Origin of the sequence: Kribbella deserti (assembly GCF_042434725.1) — a bacterium.
In the GTDB taxonomy this organism is placed as follows: domain Bacteria; phylum Actinomycetota; class Actinomycetes; order Propionibacteriales; family Kribbellaceae; genus Kribbella; species Kribbella deserti.
On sequence record NZ_JBHLTC010000018.1, the window covers coordinates 367,542 to 385,814 of the forward strand.

At 66.5% G+C, this 18,273-nt stretch carries 15 protein-coding genes; 9 read left to right on the plus strand and 6 right to left on the minus strand.

Features of this window, described 5'->3' with window-relative positions:
• The first annotated feature begins 149 nt into the window (after nt 1-149).
• The 3 genes from acnA (at nt 150) to ACFFGN_RS15045 (ending at nt 4,345) form a co-directional block, all read left to right on the plus strand.
• A complete protein-coding gene (gene acnA / locus ACFFGN_RS15035; RefSeq protein ID WP_380047760.1) occupies nt 150-2,933 on the plus strand; it encodes an aconitate hydratase AcnA in 2,784 nt (927 codons plus the stop codon).
• Nucleotides 2,934-3,018: 85 nt separating this feature from the next.
• Nucleotides 3,019-3,735, plus strand: coding sequence for a sulfite exporter TauE/SafE family protein (locus ACFFGN_RS15040; protein ID WP_380047762.1), 717 nt, complete (start codon nt 3,019-3,021; stop codon nt 3,733-3,735).
• Between the two features lie 67 nt (nt 3,736-3,802).
• Complete coding sequence (locus tag ACFFGN_RS15045; protein ID WP_380047764.1) at nt 3,803-4,345, plus strand: HEAT repeat domain-containing protein; 543 nt, start codon at nt 3,803-3,805, stop codon at nt 4,343-4,345.
• A gap of 367 nt (nt 4,346-4,712) precedes the next feature.
• On the opposite strand, the gene ACFFGN_RS15050 is transcribed toward ACFFGN_RS15045, so the two are convergent.
• Together ACFFGN_RS15050 and ACFFGN_RS15055 are read right to left on the minus strand one after the other, a co-directional pair.
• Nucleotides 4,713-5,519, minus strand: coding sequence for a zinc metalloprotease (locus tag ACFFGN_RS15050; protein WP_380047766.1), 807 nt, complete (start codon nt 5,517-5,519; stop codon nt 4,713-4,715).
• Nucleotides 5,516-5,758, minus strand: coding sequence for a hypothetical protein (locus ACFFGN_RS15055; RefSeq protein WP_380047768.1), 243 nt, complete (start codon nt 5,756-5,758; stop codon nt 5,516-5,518). Before ACFFGN_RS15055 ends, ACFFGN_RS15050 begins: the two co-directional genes overlap by 4 nt.
• Here ACFFGN_RS15055 and ACFFGN_RS15060 point away from each other — a divergent pair.
• Nucleotides 5,757-7,355: an alkaline phosphatase D family protein gene (locus ACFFGN_RS15060; protein ID WP_380047770.1), complete on the plus strand. Its 1,599-nt coding sequence runs from the start codon at nt 5,757-5,759 to the stop codon at nt 7,353-7,355. The genes ACFFGN_RS15055 and ACFFGN_RS15060 overlap by 2 nt on opposite strands.
• Before the next feature lie 12 nt (nt 7,356-7,367).
• On the opposite strand, the gene ACFFGN_RS15065 is transcribed toward ACFFGN_RS15060, so the two are convergent.
• The 4 genes from ACFFGN_RS15065 to ACFFGN_RS15080 all read right to left on the minus strand — a co-directional run bounded on the left by ACFFGN_RS15065 (nt 7,368) and on the right by ACFFGN_RS15080 (nt 10,820).
• Nucleotides 7,368-8,060 carry an ATP-binding cassette domain-containing protein gene (locus ACFFGN_RS15065; protein ID WP_380047772.1) on the minus strand — a complete coding sequence of 231 codons (693 nt, stop codon included), beginning with the start codon at nt 8,058-8,060 and terminating at the stop codon, nt 7,368-7,370.
• Entirely contained in the window at nt 8,053-9,213 is a 1,161-nt protein-coding gene (locus ACFFGN_RS15070) for a hypothetical protein (protein WP_380047774.1), read from the minus strand. The genes ACFFGN_RS15065 and ACFFGN_RS15070 overlap by 8 nt, the downstream gene beginning before the upstream one ends.
• Nucleotides 9,197-10,204 carry a hypothetical protein gene (locus ACFFGN_RS15075; RefSeq protein WP_380047776.1) on the minus strand — a complete coding sequence of 336 codons (1,008 nt, stop codon included), beginning with the start codon at nt 10,202-10,204 and terminating at the stop codon, nt 9,197-9,199. Before ACFFGN_RS15075 ends, ACFFGN_RS15070 begins: the two co-directional genes overlap by 17 nt.
• A 124-nt stretch (nt 10,205-10,328) precedes the next feature.
• Nucleotides 10,329-10,820, minus strand: a complete 492-nt coding sequence (locus ACFFGN_RS15080) for a hypothetical protein (RefSeq protein WP_380047778.1) — start codon at nt 10,818-10,820, stop codon at nt 10,329-10,331.
• Between the two features lie 260 nt (nt 10,821-11,080).
• Between ACFFGN_RS15080 and ACFFGN_RS15085 the strand changes: the two genes are divergently transcribed.
• From ACFFGN_RS15085 to ACFFGN_RS15105, 5 genes are all read left to right on the plus strand, one after another.
• A complete protein-coding gene (locus ACFFGN_RS15085) occupies nt 11,081-12,286 on the plus strand; it encodes a sensor histidine kinase (RefSeq protein ID WP_380047780.1) in 1,206 nt (401 codons plus the stop codon).
• The gene (locus ACFFGN_RS15090) at nt 12,283-13,404 is read left to right on the plus strand and encodes a hypothetical protein (RefSeq protein WP_380047782.1); all 1,122 of its coding nucleotides are present in this window, start codon (nt 12,283-12,285) and stop codon (nt 13,402-13,404) included. Before ACFFGN_RS15085 ends, ACFFGN_RS15090 begins: the two co-directional genes overlap by 4 nt.
• Complete coding sequence (locus ACFFGN_RS15095; protein WP_380047784.1) at nt 13,380-14,045, plus strand: response regulator transcription factor; 666 nt, start codon at nt 13,380-13,382, stop codon at nt 14,043-14,045. The genes ACFFGN_RS15090 and ACFFGN_RS15095 overlap by 25 nt, the downstream gene beginning before the upstream one ends.
• 131 nt (nt 14,046-14,176) lie before the next feature.
• Nucleotides 14,177-14,920: an SDR family oxidoreductase gene (locus ACFFGN_RS15100; protein WP_380047786.1), complete on the plus strand. Its 744-nt coding sequence runs from the start codon at nt 14,177-14,179 to the stop codon at nt 14,918-14,920.
• Nucleotides 14,921-16,362: 1,442 nt separating this feature from the next.
• Nucleotides 16,363-18,267, plus strand: coding sequence for an RICIN domain-containing protein (locus tag ACFFGN_RS15105; RefSeq protein ID WP_380047788.1), 1,905 nt, complete (start codon nt 16,363-16,365; stop codon nt 18,265-18,267).
• Nucleotides 18,268-18,273: the final 6 nt, after the last annotated feature.

The following is an 18,273-nucleotide window of genomic DNA, read 5'->3' on the forward strand; positions in this document are numbered from 1 at the left end:
ACGCGAAGACTGTGTGCAGGTCTTGCCTCGATGTCGTGTATCTTGATGTCGAGAGAGTTTGACGAAACCGGATCCCGACCTCGCGGTTGTCCAGGCCGCTCGGCAGGATGGGGTCCGTACACATGGCGTACGTGAAGAGGAGCAGGCTGATGGCCAGCGTCGACAGCTTCGGTGCCAAGGGCGCACTCGAAGTCAACGGGCAGTCGTTTGAGATCTTCAGGTTGGCGGGCATCGAGGGGGCGGAGACACTTCCGTACTCGCTCAAGGTGCTGCTCGAGAACCTGCTGCGCACCGAGGACGGCGCGAACATCACCGCCGACCACATCAACAAGCTCGGCAACTGGGATCCGGCCGCGGCCCCCGATACCGAGATCCAGTTCACCCCGGCCCGCGTGATCATGCAGGACTTCACCGGTGTGCCGTGTGTGGTCGACCTCGCCACCATGCGCGAGGCCGTCGCCGAGCTCGGTGGCGACCCGACCAAGATCAACCCGCTGGCCCCGGCCGAGCTGGTGATCGACCACTCGGTCATCATCGATGTCTTCGGCCGCCCGGACGCGTTCGAGCGCAACGTCGAGCTGGAGTACGAGCGCAACGGTGAGCGCTACCAGTTCCTGCGCTGGGGTCAGACGGCCTTCGACGACTTCAAGGTCGTTCCGCCCGGCACCGGCATCGTGCACCAGGTCAACATCGAGCACCTCGCCCGGACCGTCATGGTCCGCAACGGCCAGGCCTACCCCGACACCTGCGTCGGCACCGACAGCCACACCACGATGGTGAACGGCCTCGGCGTGCTCGGCTGGGGCGTCGGCGGTATCGAGGCCGAGGCCGCGATGCTCGGCCAGCCGGTGAGCATGCTGATCCCGAAGGTCGTCGGCTTCAAGCTGACCGGGTCCGTCCCGGCCGGCGCGACCGCGACCGACGTGGTGCTGACCATCACCCAGATGCTTCGCCAGCACGGTGTTGTCGGCAAGTTCGTCGAGTTCTACGGCGAGGGCGTCACCGCCGTGCCGCTGGCCAACCGCGCCACCATCGGCAACATGAGCCCGGAGTTCGGCTCCACCTGCGCGATCTTCCCGATCGACGACGTCACCTGTGAGTACCTGCGCCTCACCGGCCGTTCGGACGACGAGGTCGCCCTGGTCGAGGCCTACGCCAAGGAGCAGGGCCTCTGGCACGACACCTCGATCGAGCCGCGCTTCTCCGAGTACCTCGAGCTGGACCTGTCGACCGTCGTACCGTCGATCGCCGGCCCGAAGCGCCCGCAGGACCGGATCGCGCTGACCGAGGCGAAGTCCTCGTTCCGCGGTGCGCTCGCGGACTACGCCGAGGTCGAGGACCTGGACGTCGACCCCGCGGTCGTCGGCAGCTTCCCGGCCAGCGACCCGGCCACGCCGAACGGTCACGGCCACGCGGACGACAGCCCGCACGTGCCGCACGACGCGCCGCAGCGGCCGTCGAAGAAGACCAAGATCACCCTGAACGGCGCCGAGACCGAGCTGGACCACGGCCACGTCGTGATCGCCTCGATCACCTCGTGCACCAACACGTCCAACCCGTCGGTGATGCTGGCCGCCGCGCTGCTGGCCAAGAAGGCCGTCGACAAGGGCCTCGCGACCAAGCCGTGGGTGAAGACCTCGCTGGCGCCGGGTTCGAAGGTCGTCACGGACTACTACGAGAAGGCCGGCGTCACGCCGTACCTGGAGAAGCTCGGCTTCCACCTGGTCGGTTACGGCTGCACCACCTGCATCGGCAACTCGGGCCCGCTGCCCGAGGAGGTTTCGGCCGGTGTCCAGGCCGCCGATCTCGCCGTGGTGTCGGTCCTGTCGGGTAACCGCAACTTCGAAGGCCGGATCAACCCGGACGTGAAGATGAACTACCTGGCGTCGCCGCCGCTGGTGATCGCGTACGCCCTGGCCGGCACGATGGACTTCGACTTCGAGACCGATGCCCTCGGCAAGGACACCGACGGCAATGACGTGTTCCTGCGCGACATCTGGCCGACGGCGGACGAGGTCGAGAAGGTCATCGCCACCTCGATCAACCGCGAGATGTTCACCAAGGACTACGCGGACGTCTTCGCCGGTGACGAGCGCTGGCAGTCGCTGCCGACGCCCGAGGGCAAGACGTTCGACTGGGCGCCCGACTCGACGTACGTGCGCAAGCCTCCGTACTTCGACGGCATGGCCAAGGAGCCGTCGCCGGTCACCGACATCTCCGGCGCGCGCGTGCTGGCGAAGCTGGGCGACTCGGTCACGACCGACCACATCTCCCCGGCCGGTTCGATCAAGGGCGACAGCCCTGCCGGTAAGTACCTGGCCGAGCACGGCGTGGACCGTAAGGACTTCAACTCGTACGGCTCCCGCCGGGGCAACCACGAGGTGATGATCCGGGGCACGTTCGCCAACATCCGGCTGCGCAACCAGATCGCGCCGGGCACCGAAGGCGGTTTCACCCGCGACTTCACCAAGCCGGACGCGCCGGTCACCTCGATCTACGAGGCCTCCGAGGCGTATGCCGAAGCCGGTGTGCCGCTGGTCATCCTGGCCGGCAAGGAGTACGGCTCCGGCTCGTCGCGCGACTGGGCCGCGAAGGGTACGGCGCTGCTGGGCGCGAAGGCCGTCATCACCGAGTCCTTCGAGCGTATCCACCGGTCGAACCTGATCGGCATGGGCGTACTGCCGCTGCAGTTCCCCGAAGGTGAGAGCGCCGAGTCGCTCGGTCTCACCGGCGAGGAGACCTTCGACATCTCGGGCGTCACCGAGTTGAACGAGGGCCGTATCCCGCGCACGGTGAAGGTCAAGGTCACCGGTACGGACGGCTCGATCAAGGAGTTCGACGCGGTTGTCCGCATCGACACCCCGGGCGAGGCGGACTACTACCGCAACGGCGGCATCCTGCAGTACGTGCTCCGCTCGCTGATCACGAACTGAGCGCGGACCAGAACGAAATTCGCATACCGCGCATTGTGGGTGCGTAGAACGAAGTGAATGACGACAGAGAGGCCGACTCAACAGTATGGATCTGAGCATCCTGCTGTTGGCCGGCCTCGCTGTTGTTGTCGCGGCACTGGTACAAGGCACGATCGGCCTCGGGCTTTCGTTGGTCGCGGCGCCGGTGGTCGCGTTGCTCGACCCGACGTTGATGCCGGGCGGCATGCTCGTACTCGGCATGGTGATGCCTGCGATGACGATGGTCCACGAGTGGCGGCACGTCGTCTGGCGCCAGGCCGGTTGGCTCACCGGCGCCCGGATCGCGACCACGCCACTCGGCGTACTCGTGCTGATCTGGGTTCCCGCCAACGCGATCGGCGGGGTGGTCGGGGGAGTGGTGCTGCTCGCGGTCATTCTCACGGCCTGGCGGCTGGATGTCCGTACGACCCGGACCAACCTGATCCTCGCCGGCGCCGTCGCGGGAGTTTCCGGAACGGCCGCGTCTATCGGCGGTCCGCCCGCCGCGGTCGTACTGCAGCACGAGCACGGGCCGCGGTTGCGGGCCACCTTGGCCGCGTTCTTCCTGCTCGGGTCGATCGCCTCGCTGGCGGCGTTGGCGATCGGGGGACGGCTCACCGCGCACCAACTTCTGTACGGCGCATCGTGGATTCCGGCGTTGGGTCTTGGGTTCGCGCTCGCCATACCGCTGCAGAAGCGGCTGAAGGGCCCACGGTTGCGGACCGCCGTGCTGGTCCTCGCGGCCGCCTCCTCGATCGTGGTCATTCTCCGCTCGATCTTCTGAGGTCTTCTCGATGCGCTGATGGGTCGTCGCTCTGAATTTTGTCGGTGGTGTCGGTTCTACTGGGGAGATGACTCATCCGCGGCAGATGATCGGCGCGGCCTGCGCTGAGTACGGCGAGGACGCGGTCGTCGACTGGTGTATCGCACTGCTCACCGGCGAGGTCTCGGCCGAAGAGGCGTACTCGCCCGACCTGCTGCCGAAGCTTCAGTGGATCAGCGGCCCCTTGGCCGGCGGCTGGTCCAAGCTCGACCCGGTGAACTTCTACTGGGTCCGCGTCTGGGCCGCCCGGGCGTTCCTGTACGTCTGGCGCGACGACGTGGTCCCGGCGCTACTCATCGCCGCGAACGACCCAGCCTGGCGAGTCCGCGAACACGTCGCCCGCATCACCGCACAACGCCAACTCGGCCAACTGGCCGACGCCCTGGTCCCACTTCTCGAGCACGACCTGCCCCGAGTCCGCGCCGCCGGAGCCCGGGCCTTAGGCGCCGCCGGCGAATCCGAACACGCCGAACCGCTCAAGTCCCTCCGCAACGATCCCGACCCCACCGTCCGCACCACCGCCACCCGCGCCCTAACCACCCTCGCCACCCGCCTAGGCCGCCCCCTCTAGTGTCCTGAGCCGGGAGTTCGTGCTTCAGCTCCGGTGTCCAGGTGCGTGCATCGCAAGGCGGAGAAGCGGTCGCGATGCTCTAGCATCGTGGCCGTTTCTCCAACGCCGCGAGGTTCGTGCCTGGGCGCCGGAGATGTGCACGAACTTCCGACTCAGGACACTAGTACGCGTGGCGTCGAGTAGGCGCGCATACCACCCGGCGCCGGTATCACCCTGCGGCCTGGCTCCACCTGAGCACGCTTCCCTCCGCCCGGGACCACTCCCACCCGGTCTACTCCTACGTCGAAAGGCCCGCCCAACTATGACCTGAGCAGTACGTCGGGCCGGCCTCCCGAGGGAGAACCGGCCCGACGTTGTTCTCCGTGGGTCAGGTGCCCGCGAGGGGGTAGATCAACGGCAGGATCTTGTAGTCGTCGGCGTTCGGTACGAGGGACACGTACGTCCCCGAGAAGAGACAGCTCGACGTGGCCGTGTTGTGGTTGAGCGACAGCGCGTGGCCGAGCTCGTGGCAGGCGATTGTGCGGTGTTCGGCCGCGGTGAGCGTGTAGCTGTCGTTGAGCTTCACCGTGACCGGGCCCTGCGTACCCGGTGTCCAGGTTGTCAGGCCGTACCAGCCCGTGGTGCCGTACGCGCCGTTGTAGACGTCAACGCAGTGCACGCCACTCGGGCAGCCCAGGGTGTAGTACCGGTAGAACGAGTCGATCCCGACGGCCTTGTTCCATTCGGTCACCGAGGCCGACACCGGCCAGGCAGAGCTGGTGTGGTCCAGGAAGTACACCTGCGGGTCGTTGTAGCCGCCGTACGACCACTGGTGGTCACACCACTGGCGGGCGGTTCCGTACGACTGGCACGCTAGGGCCGTCCGCTGGCCCGGCTGAGCCTTCGGCGGCTGTTGGCCCTTGCTGAGTACGCCGTCGACCCCACTGCGGCGAAGCTTGTCGCGCAGTTGGTCCGGCGTGACGCTCTTGGCCGGGTCGTAGATGCTGACGGTCGTCTTGCCGTCCTTGGCCTTGCCAACGACGTAGACGGTGTCCTCAGCGGGACTTTCTGTTGCGGCAACTGGAGCTGCTGCTGTGCTGCGGTCGATGGGCTGGGCGTTACCGCTGGCCGGCAGGGCAACGATGGCCAGGCCACCAGCCGCGACGATGGCAGCAAGTCTTTTCGCTAGCCTCACGATTTCCTCTCATAGGCGGTGGCGGTTCCCCTCAGTGATCGAACCGCCACATCCAGGGCAACAGTGATCGCTGCGGCCTCGCTAGGGATGAAACGTTTGATAATCACCGTCTGAGTCGGGAATTCGTTGGCGCCCGTGCCGTTATCCGGACACGCCGGCAACTGTCGCCAGAATATTTCACCTTGCGGCCACCCAAGTGTTGGAATCTGGCTGCCGCTGACGGCAAGCGTCATCCGCATGGAGACCACCCGTAGATCCGTTCTGAAGGCCGGTCTGCTGACGGCGACCGCCGCCACCGGCCTGACCGCCCTCACTGCCACGCCGGCGTACCCGGCCGTTGCCGCGCCGACGCCTCCCGGCCGGCGTGATCCCTTCACCCTTGGTGTGGCCAGCGGCGACCCGTGGCCCGACGGGTTCGTGCTCTGGACCCGTCTCGCGCTCGAGCCGCTTGCCGACGACGGCCTCGGCGGTATGCCGAAGCGGCCGTACCTCGTGCAGTGGCAGGTCGCCGCCGACGCGCGCTTCCGGCACGTCGTACGGTCCGGCCTCGCCGTGGCCCGGCCCGAGCACGCGCACTCCGTGCACGTCACGGTGCAAGGCCTCAAGCCCGGCCGCGAGTACTGGTATCGCTTCCGTACCGAAGGTCACGTGTCCCGTACGGCGCGCGCGTTGACCGCACCGGCCCGCGGCACCATCCCGAAGGAACTGGCGATGTCGTTCGTCTCGTGTTCGCAGTTCGAGCACGGCTGGTTCACGGCGTACCGGCGGCTGGCCGAGGACCGGCCCGACCTGGTGCTGCACCTCGGGGACTACCAGTACGAATACACCAAGGGCACGTACGTCGCCCCGGGTGGCAACGTGCGCGACCACGACGGCCCGGAGACGACGGACCTCGCGTCGTACCGGCAGCGCCATGCGCAGTACAAGACCGATCCGGACCTGCAGGAGGCTCACGCGGTCGCGCCGTGGGTGGTGGTCTGGGATGACCACGAGCTCGACAACAACTGGGCCGACGAGATTCCGGAGAAGCCCGAGGACGGGTTCCTGGCGCGACGGACCGCCGCGTTCCAGGCGTACTACGAGAACATGCCGTTGCGCCGTACGTCGAAACCGAAGGACATCGACCTGCAGCTGTACCGGCGGTTGCACTGGGGTGAGCTGGCGACGTTCCACATGCTCGACACCAGGCAGTACCGCGATGACCAGGGTTGTGGCGACGGCTACAAGGACTGCCCTGCCGCGGTGGACCCGGCCCGGTCGATCACCGGCGCGGAGCAGGAGAAGTGGCTGCTCGACGGCTTCCGCGACTCGACCGCTCGCTGGGACGTACTCGGCCAGCAGGTGTTCTTCGCCCAGCGCGACAACAACTCGGGTCCGCTCAAGGTCACGTCGATGGATTCGTGGGACGGGTACGTCGCCTCGCGCGACCGGATCACCCGCGGCTGGGTCGACGCGGGCGTGCGCAATCCGGTCGTGCTGACGGGTGACGTACACGCGCACTGGGCGTCGGACCTGAAGCTGGACTACGACGACCCGACCTCGCGGACCGTTGGTTCGGAACTGGTGTGCTCGTCGATCACCTCGGGTGGCAACGGCAGTGACTCGGCGACGGGTTCGCATCCGTGGCTGAAGTTCAACCCGCACCTGCGGTTCCAGAACAACCTGCGCGGTTACGTGAACACCAAGATCACGCGGGAATCGCTGGACGCGGACTTCCGGTGCGTGCCGCAGGTGAAGACCCCGGACGCGCCGGTCTTCACGCGTGCCTCGTTCGCGATCGCGGACCGCGAGCCCGGACTGCACCAGACCGCTGACCACCCGCCTGTCACGGGCTGACGCGCGAAAGGCTCACCGGCGCAGGAGCACTCGTGGTCCGTCGAACCCGTAAACGACGTCACAACCCTCCACTACCTGTGGATCATGGGTCGCCACGAGGATTCCTGCGCCGCGAGCCGCAATATCGCGAAGCCTGGCAATGACCTTCGCACCGGTCGCGGCGTCGAGTGCCGCGGTCGGTTCGTCGGCGACAAGAAGCTGCGGACTGTTGACGACCGCGCGCGCAATGGCAACGCGCTGCTTCTCACCGCCGGACAGTCTGCCGACCCGGGCCGAAGGATCCACGGCCAGCTCCGCGTCGCGCATCGCCCGTTCGACTTTGGCCCGGCGCTCACCGCGTCGCAGTCGCGGGCGGTCGAACTTCAGCGGCAACTCGATATTGCGAAACACGGATTCGTCATCGATCAAGCCGTAGTTCTGCGAGATCAAACCGATGTGGCGCCGCCTCATGCCGGCCATGGCCACCGGCTTCGCGAACTCGTAATCCCGTCCTGCCATCGCAACGGAACCCCCGCGCGGCCTGGCCAGCCCGGCGATGATGTTCAGCAACGTGGTCTTGCCGCAGCCGGAAGGACCTTGCAGGCCTATCACTTGTCCCTCGGGGACGTCGACGTCCACTGAATCAAGCACTACCCGCCATTCGTTGCCATCACGGTAGGACATGTCGATCGAACGCGCTTGAACAACAATGCCCGATTCAGGCATTATTCCTCGCTTCCGCCGGGTGTTCGTACAGTCGATGGATTCGTAAGATGGTCGGCGTGCTGATCGCCACATGTAATAGTGCAAGCACGCCGTAGACGCCGAGGCGCCAATCCGCCGGGATGGGCGGGGGGTCGTCAGCTCGCCGCAGAATGACGTCGACAAGCTCGTAGCCGGTCAACATGGGGAGCGTAAAGGACAAAAAGACGAGTGCCTGTTGCCGGACTTGTAGCCCCGATTCGCTCGACCCGAGAATCATCTCGACCTGATAGGTATGCGAACGGCGTCGCCACATCATTGCGGCGGCCATTGCCGCGAAGCACCAAATACCCATGGCGGTTGCGATCAGATGCGCGGTGTTCAACGTCGACCGCAGGCCGTAAGAACGCTGAACCGTGCCGATCAGGTCCTCGTACCCGACCGCGTAGTACACGCGATCCTTCCCGGCCGCGGCAGCCGCTTCGTTCATAAGGTCGGCGGTGCCGGCAAGCTCATCCGGAGTGCAGTAGCAGGTAACACCATTGACCACCTCGGACACCCACCAGATTCCCGACAGCCCGAAGCGCTCCGCCGACTTGGGCGTCAATGCGACGGTCGGCTTTTCCCCGAGCTGAACTATCCGCCCGTCGGACGACACGAATCGTGACTCGAGTGGACGGGAGGCGACGCGACTTACGTCAAGATCGCCGATGCGGTTTCCACCGGCAGTTGCCAGGTCACCCCATAACAGTGCCAGGCCTTCTTGCGGCGCCTGTGGTACGAAATCGGGCGCTGTGCCGATTACTGCGGTGGCGTCGGGAATATTCATCCTCTCCGCGCTGTCGAAACGATATGCGACCTGATGCAGATCCAGGACCATGAACATCCGGTCATCATTCGCCAATTCCGACATGAGCACTTTGACTTCCGGTTCTTCGCCCACTGGATTGCCGTCGACTTCGTGAATCATCGATTCCCCGAGGTCCACCACCCGTAGGAAACTGAGCGACTCGCGCGGCGAGGTGGCCGACAGGACTCCACCGCGGGCGTTATTGATGCTGAAGGCGGCCATGTAGGTCGAGATCCCTGCCACGAGCAAAGCGGTGAGGGCGAGTGCCGCAATCCAGCCTCCGGCGGCGCGAAGATCACGCAGAAAACGCTCAGACTGCGTAAGCACGGATCGCTCCTTTGGCTTCGATCAGAGCGACCAGCCAGGAAAGGGATACGCAGACAAGGCCGGCAACCATGACCGAGGCAAGCACGGCGTAGCTGCGGCCCGTGTCGTCAGCCATCGACAGCTCACGGGTTGTCAGCATGACGAGAATCGCCGCAACGCTGCCTCCGAATAAGCCGGCCCCGACGACGGGCAGAGTCACGCCCAAGCCGATTTGCTGGAGCTGTCGCTGGGTCGCCCCGAGCGCCGCGGCGACACGGTAGCGCTCGCGCGCGAAAACACTATGAATCCGCAGCACGAACAAGAGGCCAAGCGTTGTTATCAAGCTGAACACCAGCACGATGACCCCGTAGGGATGGTGGATCAGACCTGTCATCGACTGTGCAAGTGATGTCGGCACCTGCTGGTTGAGCCTCATGTTGACGAGCTCAAGACCAAGCTGCCCGAAGAACGAGGAGATCGCGTCGACGTCCGGGGCCTCGCCCGCGAACGTGTACGTGCCGAAATCGAACGGAACCGCTTCAGGATTCGCCAGGATCAGCGGATACCGTCCCCAGTACATGAGGTCGGAGGTGAAGTGGCCGGTGACGTGGACGCCGTCACCCAACGCGCGGTGCACGTCGACTTCCCGCAGATCGGACTCGCGCGCGAGCAGCACCTGGGCATGCCGGCCCGGCTCGAAACGCGCTAATGCGCCGTCCGCATGATGGAAGTTGCCGGCTGGGTCTTCGATGGTCACGATGCCGGAATCACTCGCTCGGATATAGGCGACGGACAGATTGTTGTCGGCCGCGAACCGGAGCACCCGGGCGGACAAGACCTCAGGTCCTACGTATCCATCCATGGGAATCACCGCCACGTCGACGGTTTGCCCTTCGTACCCGAGTCGCTCTGCCGCACGCGGCAATTCCACGCTCGCGAGCGCGAACAGCGCGGCTGCGAAGACATGGAGGCCGGCGCAGATTCCGACAACGAAGCGTCGATATTTACTCACGAGATCCCTTCATCGCTGAGCGCGGGCAGGGCGCGATCAGAAACCGCGCCCAGCCCACGCTCATCGGGGCGGAGTCACGAATGCGCCGTAGCGGGTGGCGCATCGTTCACCGCGGACCAGTCGATCAGCAGACCCCGAGCGGGACGGAGGCGAAGCCATACGACCAGGTGGTCTGCGGCGCGTTCGGGTCCAGGCTGTCGAGCACGGTCTGCTTCACCGTCGAGCCAGGAGCCCAGCAGCCCGTGGCGTTGGACTTCTTGACGCCCTTGCTGACGCCCGCCACCCGGTAGTGGAACGAGGCCTGGATCCAGCGGCGGCCGTTGTAGACGTTCGCCATTGCACGGGCCTCACCGAAGTACTGGAACCAGTTCGGGTGGTTCGACTGCGAGTAGGTGGTCCCGCGCGTCTTCTTGGTCAGCGCCATGGGAGCCATCTCGTCGACCGAGAGCTCGCCCTGATCGGACTGCAGGCCGTCCTCTGAGGCCGCCGTGCGCCCATCAAGAATGGTCCCGGTGGAGTCGGTGCCGTCGGCGAAAGCAGCGGGGGCGGTGCCGATTCCGACGGCCGTAATGGCCGCAGCCGAAATGGCGCCGACAACTGCGTGTCGCAACTTCATGCTTGTTCCGTTCTGTCGCGGTTCTGGGGAGGAAAAGAACTCGCCGGCGAGCAGTGTTGAGCCATCACACGCGTCCGCGTGACTTCGCGTTCTCCGATGCGGCGCATCAATAGCGCTGAACCGGTTGACGCGGTGCGTACCGGAGCCTAGGTGGCGCACCCGAGTACGACATGTCACACGAACGAGTGACATTGCCGGCTTGCCCCTTCCGCCGCGCTACCGTTCGCACACGCTGTCTCGTCGGCACGGAGGAACGCATCGTGAGAAGCGCGGTCGCCTTTCCGGGCCATCCCGGCGGCTTTCTGGAGCGAGAGGGCCCACTGGTGCAGCGGCCGGCGGAACGTCAGTTCCGGCGCAGGTCCGCCCGGCTGTCCGCGCTACTGCGGGCGGCCAGCGCCGTCGGAGCGACTCTGGTCGCGGTGATCGGCTTCGCGCCGCCCGCAAAGGCCGCTTGGGTTCTCGTCGCCGTTGCCGGCCTGCTGATCTGGAGCGGCGTGTTCACCGTCGCGATGTTCAGGCCTGGACCTCGTTCGTGGCTCGCCGCGGGCGACATCGCCGTCGTCATGCTGATCTGCCTGGCGCACGGCAACCTCGTTCCGGCCGCCGTCCTGGCAGCGAGCGCGGGCAGCGGGTGGGTCGACGTGGTCGCAAGCACGGGCGTCTTCATCGCCCAGTTCGTCCTGCGGCAGCCCGTGGCGATGGCTGCGGCGATCGCCATCGCCGTGGCCTACACGGTGGGCGCCCCCGGCGTGCGGGAGGCCCCGGTCATCCTGGTGCTTCAAGGGCTGCTGGCTGCCGCTCTCGTGGAACTGCTGCGGCGTGGAGCACAGCGGGCGGATCTCGCGCTGGCCGAGGAAGCCTCGGTGCGTGCGTCCACCCAAGCCCGTTCGGCTGCCCGCAGGGACGAGTTGGACCAGCAGCGGCTGTTGCACGACACCGTGCTCGGCACCCTCACCATCGTCGGGACCGGCAGCATCACCCGTGACTCCACCGCACTACCGGAGCGGGCCGCGAGAGATCTGGCCGTCCTTGCGGACCTGCGACTACATCCCACGGTGGCGCGCGACCTGGAGCCCGGCCCGGCGCCGCTGGACGTTGCGCTGCGCACCGTGGTCCTGACGGCTCGCGTCGGATTGCAGCCCCTGGACACCGAGTTCGAGGTGCCGCCACTGGATCTGCCCCAGGAGGTCGTACTCGCTCTGTCCCAAGGGGTCGCCGAAGCGCTGACCAACGTGGCCCGGCACGCGGACATCCGTACTGCCCGGGTGACGGCGCGCAGCGCGGGGGATGGTGTTGTCGTCGAGGTCTGCGACGGCGGACGAGGTTTCGATCCCGGCGCGGTCGCCTCCTACCGACGCGGCCTGCGGGAATCGGTCTACGGCCGGATGCGCGCGGTAGGCGGCAGCGCCGTGGCTGACTCGTCTCCCGGAGCCGGAACCCGGATTGTACTGAGGTGGCAGCCATGACGACCGTGGCATCACAGGGGATGGTCGCCACCCGGTTCGCCAACGCCGTCAATGTCGGTCTGATGGTGATCGTCGGCGTGTGGCATCTGGGGCTCGACACCATGCTGGTGGTCAGAGGGTGGCCGTCGTACGAGTCTCAGGCTGCCGCCGCCGGCTCCTGGCTTGCACTAACGGTCATCCTGGTGGCCGGCTCGACCCTGCTGCTGCGGTCGGCGCTGAGCAGATGGACTGCGCGGCTGCTCGCCGCGGCTGCGCTGCTCACGGGTGCCGTCGCGGTGGCTTCGTATCCGCCAGGTGAGGTGATCGGGGATCTGAGCTGGGCGAGCAACACAGTCGGCTGGTTCGGCGTACTGCTGCTCATCCAGCGTCCGCTGTGGGAGCTGATCACTCTGCTCGTCGCCAACACAGCGGTCGTGGTGGGCTTCATGGCAGCCGACGGCGCACTCGACCAGGTCGTCGTCTCCCGCCTGCTGGCCATGGTGTGCACCACCTCCGGCATCCAGCTGACGTTCATGTATCTGGCCCGGCAGCTCAACGACGGCGCGCGAGATGCCACCGAGACCGCCGCGGCCCAGGCGGATCTTCTGGCGCGGGCGACAGCGGACGAGACAGTGCACGCCGAGCGCCGGCGTCGTTACGAATATCTCCGAGTCCGAGTGGAGCCACTGTTGCGCGGCCTGGCGGAACGTCGCCTAGACCCGGGCGACAGCGTCGTACGCCGGCGGGCGGCGGTTGAGGCGGCCCGCCTGCGCAGGCTGTTCGCGGAGACGGACGACACCCCGCACCCACTGCTGCACGAACTGCGAGCCTGCGCCGATGTCGCCGAGCGCCGCGGTGTGAGTGTCACGCTGCTGAGCTACGGCGAACTGCCCGTCCTGCCCACACCTGTCCGTCGTGAACTGATCGAAGGACCCCTGCTGCTCCTGGCCGCTGCGGGTACCCACGCGCGGGTGACCGTGGTGGCGACGCCCCAGGACGTCGTCGTCAGCGCGGTGGCCGATGCCCCGCCGCAGGTCCTCGCTGAATCACCTGGTTCGCTCACAGTGTCCGCGATCTATGACCAAGAGGAAGACCAGTTGTGGTGGGAGAGCCGATGGCCGGCACAACCGGCGGCGTGACCGTTGCCATCGTCGACGACCACCCCGTCGTCATCGAAGGCATTCAGACCTGGTTGTCGGAGGAGCCACGGATCTCGGTGGTACACACCGGCGAATCCGCGGATGTGGCGCCCGGTATCGCGGACGTCCTCATCCTCGACCTGAACCTGCACGGCCACCTTGTCATCGGCGCCATCACCACGCTCGCCGCGGCAGGGCAACGGGTCATCGCCTTCTCGCAGTTCACCGAGCAACGGATCGTGCTCGAATCGCTGGAAGCCGGTGCCTGCGGTTTCGTCGCGAAGAACGAAGGACGGGCGCACCTGGTCAACGCCGTACTGGCGGCCGCCGACGACCGGCCGTACGTCACCCCGACCGCCGCCGGAGTCCTCGTTGGTGATCGCGACGCGAGCAAGCCACAGCTGTCCGCACAAGAACGGTCGGCGCTGTTGTGGTGGTTCCAATCCATGTCCAAGGCTTCGGTCGCCCGACGGATGGGCGTGTCGGTGCACACCGTTGACGTGTACATCCGGCGAGCCAGAGTCAAGTACGCCCAAGTCGGAAGGACAGCGCCCACGAAGGCGGACATGCTGGCCCGGGCGATCGAGGATGGCCTGATCGCGCCCGACGAGATCACCGGCTACGAGTCGGCGGCCAGATAGGGCGGCATCCGGAACCTTGGTGCAGGACGCGAACTGCACCGCTTCTGCAAGTGGTCTCCGCGAAGGTGTCGAAAAACGCCGGACTGCTTCGCTCGTCTTGTACAGGTATCCAGTGCAAGGAGAGAACGAGCATGCTGAACGGTAAGAACGCGATCGTTTACGGGGCCGGTGGACCGATGGGAGGTGCGGCCGCGCGGGCCATGGCTGGGCATGGCGCTCGGGTCTGGCTCGCGGGCCGTACCGAACCCAAGCTGGCGGCCGTCGCCGCTGAGATCGAGGCGGCCGGTGGTTCCGCGGAGATCCGGCTCGTCGACGTGGAGGACCGTGCCGCGGTGGACGCGCTGGCCGCGGAAGTCAGGAGGGAGGCCGGATCACTCGACATCTCGTACAACGCGACAACGACCGAGGCTCGGCAGAACCAGCCGCTCGTCGACATGTCGGTGGACGACTTCCTGCTGCCAGTGGTGCAGTCGGCCCGGCGGCAGTTCATTACCGCGACCGCGGCGGCCAAACAGATGACCGCGCAGGGATCGGGCGTGATCATCACGCTGACCGCCTCGGCGTCGGAGGAGACCCGGCACGAGATGGGTGGTTTCAACCTCGCCTGCGCCTCCGTCGAAGCGCTCACCCGCAGCCTGGCCGGCGAGGTCGGCAAGTACGGCGTACGGGTCATCTGCGTGCGGGCCAACTTCACGCCCGAGACGATTCCCGGCGCGGAGGACGGCGACCTGTCGATGCTGATCAAGGACACCCTGCTCGGCCGCCTGCCAAAGCTCGCGGAGGTCGGCCAAACCGTCGCCTTCGCCGCCTCGGACCACTCCGGCGCCATGACCGCCTCCATCCTCAACCTAACCTGCGGCGCCATCCCCGACTGACCCTGGCGTAATCCCGCCCGACCGCCCGCCCGCCCGCCCGACCGCCCGACCGCCCGACCGCCCGACCGGCTGGTCGCTCGACCGCCCGGCCGCCCGACCGGCGGATCGCCCGATCGGTTGGTCAAGGCGGTCGGCCGCGAGTGGACGCGTCTGCACGCGACGGTGGCTACCCGAATACCGGGTTTCGGCACGGCTACCCGGTTTCGGTACGGATACCGAGGTCTGGTGCGGGCGCTGTCGCGTTTGTGTCGACCTCGACTACCCGGTTGTAGCCAGGTGGTGGCGCGAATACCCGGCAGCGGCAGCGCCCCGGCCGATGGGTGAGCGCAGACCCGACCACTCGCGGGCGGTCGGGGTGTCCCGTGGTGGCGAACGCGCTCGCGCTCAACCACGGACGATCGGTCGGGTCGGGCGTGGTGCCAGCAGCTATAGGCGGTCGCCCGCGAGTGGTCGCGTCTGTACGCGACCGGCGGCTGATCGGGTACCGGCTTTCGGCGCGGATGCCGGGTTTTGGTGCGGCCGATGCCGGGTTTTGTATCGGCTACCCGGTTGCAGCCGGGTAGTGGTGCGAATACTCGGCAGCGGGGGATTCGCCCGGTCGAATTGCCGGGACGGATTGCATGACTCGCGCCCTAGTGTCCTGAGTCGGAAGTTCGTGCTTCAGCTCCGGTGTCCAGGTGCGTGCATCGCAAGGCGGAGAAGCGGTCGCGATGCTCTAGCATCGTGGCCGTTTCTCCAACGCCGCGAGGTGCGTGCCTGGGCGCCGGAGATGTGCACGAACTTCCGACTCAGGACACTAGGTGGAGTCCGCGCTGTCGGTCGTGCAGCACGCGATGGGTCCCCTTCCAGCCGATGCGGCAAGACGGGCTCGATCACTCGCGCTGGACGGGGGAGGGGCCAAGGCGGGCGAGGTGGCGTTGGCCCGCCGGGCGCGGTACGTGGCAGCGAGGTATACGTGGCAACGAGCTGGTACGGCGTGGGCCGGGCTGGACGATCGGCCTCGCGATGCGGTGCGGGCTGGCTGGGATCTACGTGGGCCGGGCGCTCCACAGTTCGTTGCGCCGGGCAGTACGGCGGCGCGTGGCTGGATCGCGTGCCGCCGCGTGGGGCGCTGCGTTGGGCCGCTGGTGTAACAAACGACCGCCCGTAAGGGTTTTCGGTACCGCGATCCGCCTGGCTGAGCGGGCGGGGAAGTGACGTCTTGACAGTCCGTTGTTACAACGGCACTGTAAATCCCCACTTAGTTCACGGCCAAGAAAAAGCAGGCGCCGGCCAGAGTCCGCTCGCGGAACACGACCTGTTCTCAGCGGGAGGTTCGGCCGGCCCGCCTGGTCGGTCCGCGGCCTGCGCGCACCGCGGAACCTCAACCTCATCCCTGCATGTGGTTCTCCTGACGTGATGGCTGCCCCGCACCGTCGATCCACGAAAGAGATGGCTGACAGATGAGACGTTCCGCCCTGCTCTGTGCCACCGCGGTTCTCGCCGCCGGTCTCACACCTCCCGCGAGCGCCACCTTGACCAAGGACTCAACCACCGCCGCCAACACCGCGAACGCCGCCAATACCGCTACGGCAGCCCAGGTCTGGGTCACGAACCCGGACGCGTCCAAGCTGCTCGCACGGCAAGCCGACGTTCAGTTCGGCAACGCGACCAGCGCCACGACGATCGATGTTTCCGCCGCCACCGTTCACCAGACGATGGACGGCTTCGGCGCGGCGTTCACCGATTCGTCCACCTGGCTGGCCTGGAACAAGCTCAACACCAGTCAACGCGACGCCATGATGAACAAACTGTTCGACCGGAACACCGGGATCGGCCTGAGCCTGTTGCGGCAGCCGATGGGCGCGAGCGACTTCACGGCCAACAGTGCCGACTACACGTACGACGACACCTGCTGCGACCTGAACGACTTCACCATCGCGCACGACCGTCCGTACACACTGCCAGTGCTCAAAGCCGCCAAGGCCCGCAATCCCGACCTGAAGATCATCGGTACGCCGTGGTCGCCACCAGCGTGGATGAAGACGAACAACTCGCTCAACGGCGGAAAGCTGCGCACGGATCGTCATGCCGACTTCGCGAACTACTTCGTGAAATACGCGCAGGCCTTTGCCGCCGAAGGCCTGCCGATCTACGCGGTGACGCTGCAGAACGAGCCGCACCACGAGGCGGCGTACCCGTCGATGCGCATGGAGCCCGACGAGCAGGCGGCCGTGGTCAAGAACCACCTGGGACCGGCCTTCGCCGCAGCCGGTATTCCCGCCAAGATCATCGCGTGGGACCACAACTGGAATGAGCCGAACTTCCCGATCAGCGTGCTCAACGACGCGGCGGCCAAGCGGTACGTCGCCGGATCAGCCTTCCACTGTTATGCCGGTGATCCCAGCGCGCAGAACACGGTGCACAACGCCCATCCCGATCGTGACATCTGGTTCACCGAATGCTCGGGCGGCAACTGGGCCACGGATTTCGGCGCGAACCTCAAGTGGAACACGCAGAACCTGATCATCCGGTCGATCCGGAACTGGGCCAAGGGCGTCACGTTGTGGAACATGGCTCTCGACCAGAACAGTGGTCCCACCAACGGCGGCTGCGCGGATTGCCGCGGCGTGGTCACGATCGACAGCAACAACGGCAACGTCAGCTACAACGTCGAGTACTACGTGCTCGGCCACGCGAGCAAGTTCGTACTACCTGGCGCACAGCGAATCGGCTCAAGCAGTTATGACGGTGACATCGAGACCGTTGCCTTCCGCAACCCAGACGGCTCGATCGCGCTGATCGCGTTGAACGCCGGTTCGGCCGGTAAGACGTTCACAGTCCGGTCGAACGGCCAGTCGTTCAACTACACGTTGCCGGCTGGTGCCGTGGCCACCTACACGTGGCGCCCGGAGACGGTTACTCCTGATCCGATCAGCACCACCACGTGGTACCGGGTGGTCAACGCGAACAGCGGCAAGTGCGTGGACGCGGCCAACCACGGCACCACCAACGGTACGCCGGTCCAGCAGTGGACCTGCGGATCGGCTCAGGCCAACCAGCAGTGGCAGTTCCGGCCAACGAGCGACGACTACTACAAGGTGGTCAACCGGGGTGGTGCCGTCGTGTGGGACGTCGCGGGCGGCTCGGGAGCGCTTACGCCCGGTACGAAACTCCACCTGTGGGCAGACGTCGGCGGCACCAACCAGCAGTGGAAGCCAGTCGCGACCGGTGACGGCTATACGTTCCAGGCACGCCACAGTGGGCAATGCCTCGACGTGACGGACGTATCCACCAACGACGGAGCTCTGCTGCAGCAGTGGACCTGTCATCCGAGCGCCGCCCAAACATTCCGGCTCGTGCCGTAGCCCTCT

Bases quoted from the DNA above. Each gene is read 5' to 3' on its own strand.
- acnA (WP_380047760.1), top strand. From the start codon at position 150: ATGGCCAGCGTCGACAGCTTCGGTGCCAAGGGCGCACTCGAAGTCAAC.
- ACFFGN_RS15060 (WP_380047770.1), top strand. From the start codon at position 5,757: ATGGAGACCACCCGTAGATCCGTTCTGAAGGCCGGTCTGCTGACGGCG.
- ACFFGN_RS15090 (WP_380047782.1), top strand. From the start codon at position 12,283: ATGACGACCGTGGCATCACAGGGGATGGTCGCCACCCGGTTCGCCAAC.
- ACFFGN_RS15080 (WP_380047778.1), bottom strand. From the start codon at position 10,820: ATGAAGTTGCGACACGCAGTTGTCGGCGCCATTTCGGCTGCGGCCATT.
- ACFFGN_RS15040 (WP_380047762.1), top strand. From the start codon at position 3,019: ATGGATCTGAGCATCCTGCTGTTGGCCGGCCTCGCTGTTGTTGTCGCG.
- ACFFGN_RS15045 (WP_380047764.1), top strand. From the start codon at position 3,803: ATGACTCATCCGCGGCAGATGATCGGCGCGGCCTGCGCTGAGTACGGC.
- ACFFGN_RS15065 (WP_380047772.1), bottom strand. From the start codon at position 8,060: ATGCCTGAATCGGGCATTGTTGTTCAAGCGCGTTCGATCGACATGTCC.
- ACFFGN_RS15105 (WP_380047788.1), top strand. From the start codon at position 16,363: ATGAGACGTTCCGCCCTGCTCTGTGCCACCGCGGTTCTCGCCGCCGGT.
- ACFFGN_RS15055 (WP_380047768.1), bottom strand. From the start codon at position 5,758: ATGCGGATGACGCTTGCCGTCAGCGGCAGCCAGATTCCAACACTTGGG.
- ACFFGN_RS15095 (WP_380047784.1), top strand. From the start codon at position 13,380: ATGGCCGGCACAACCGGCGGCGTGACCGTTGCCATCGTCGACGACCAC.
- ACFFGN_RS15100 (WP_380047786.1), top strand. From the start codon at position 14,177: ATGCTGAACGGTAAGAACGCGATCGTTTACGGGGCCGGTGGACCGATG.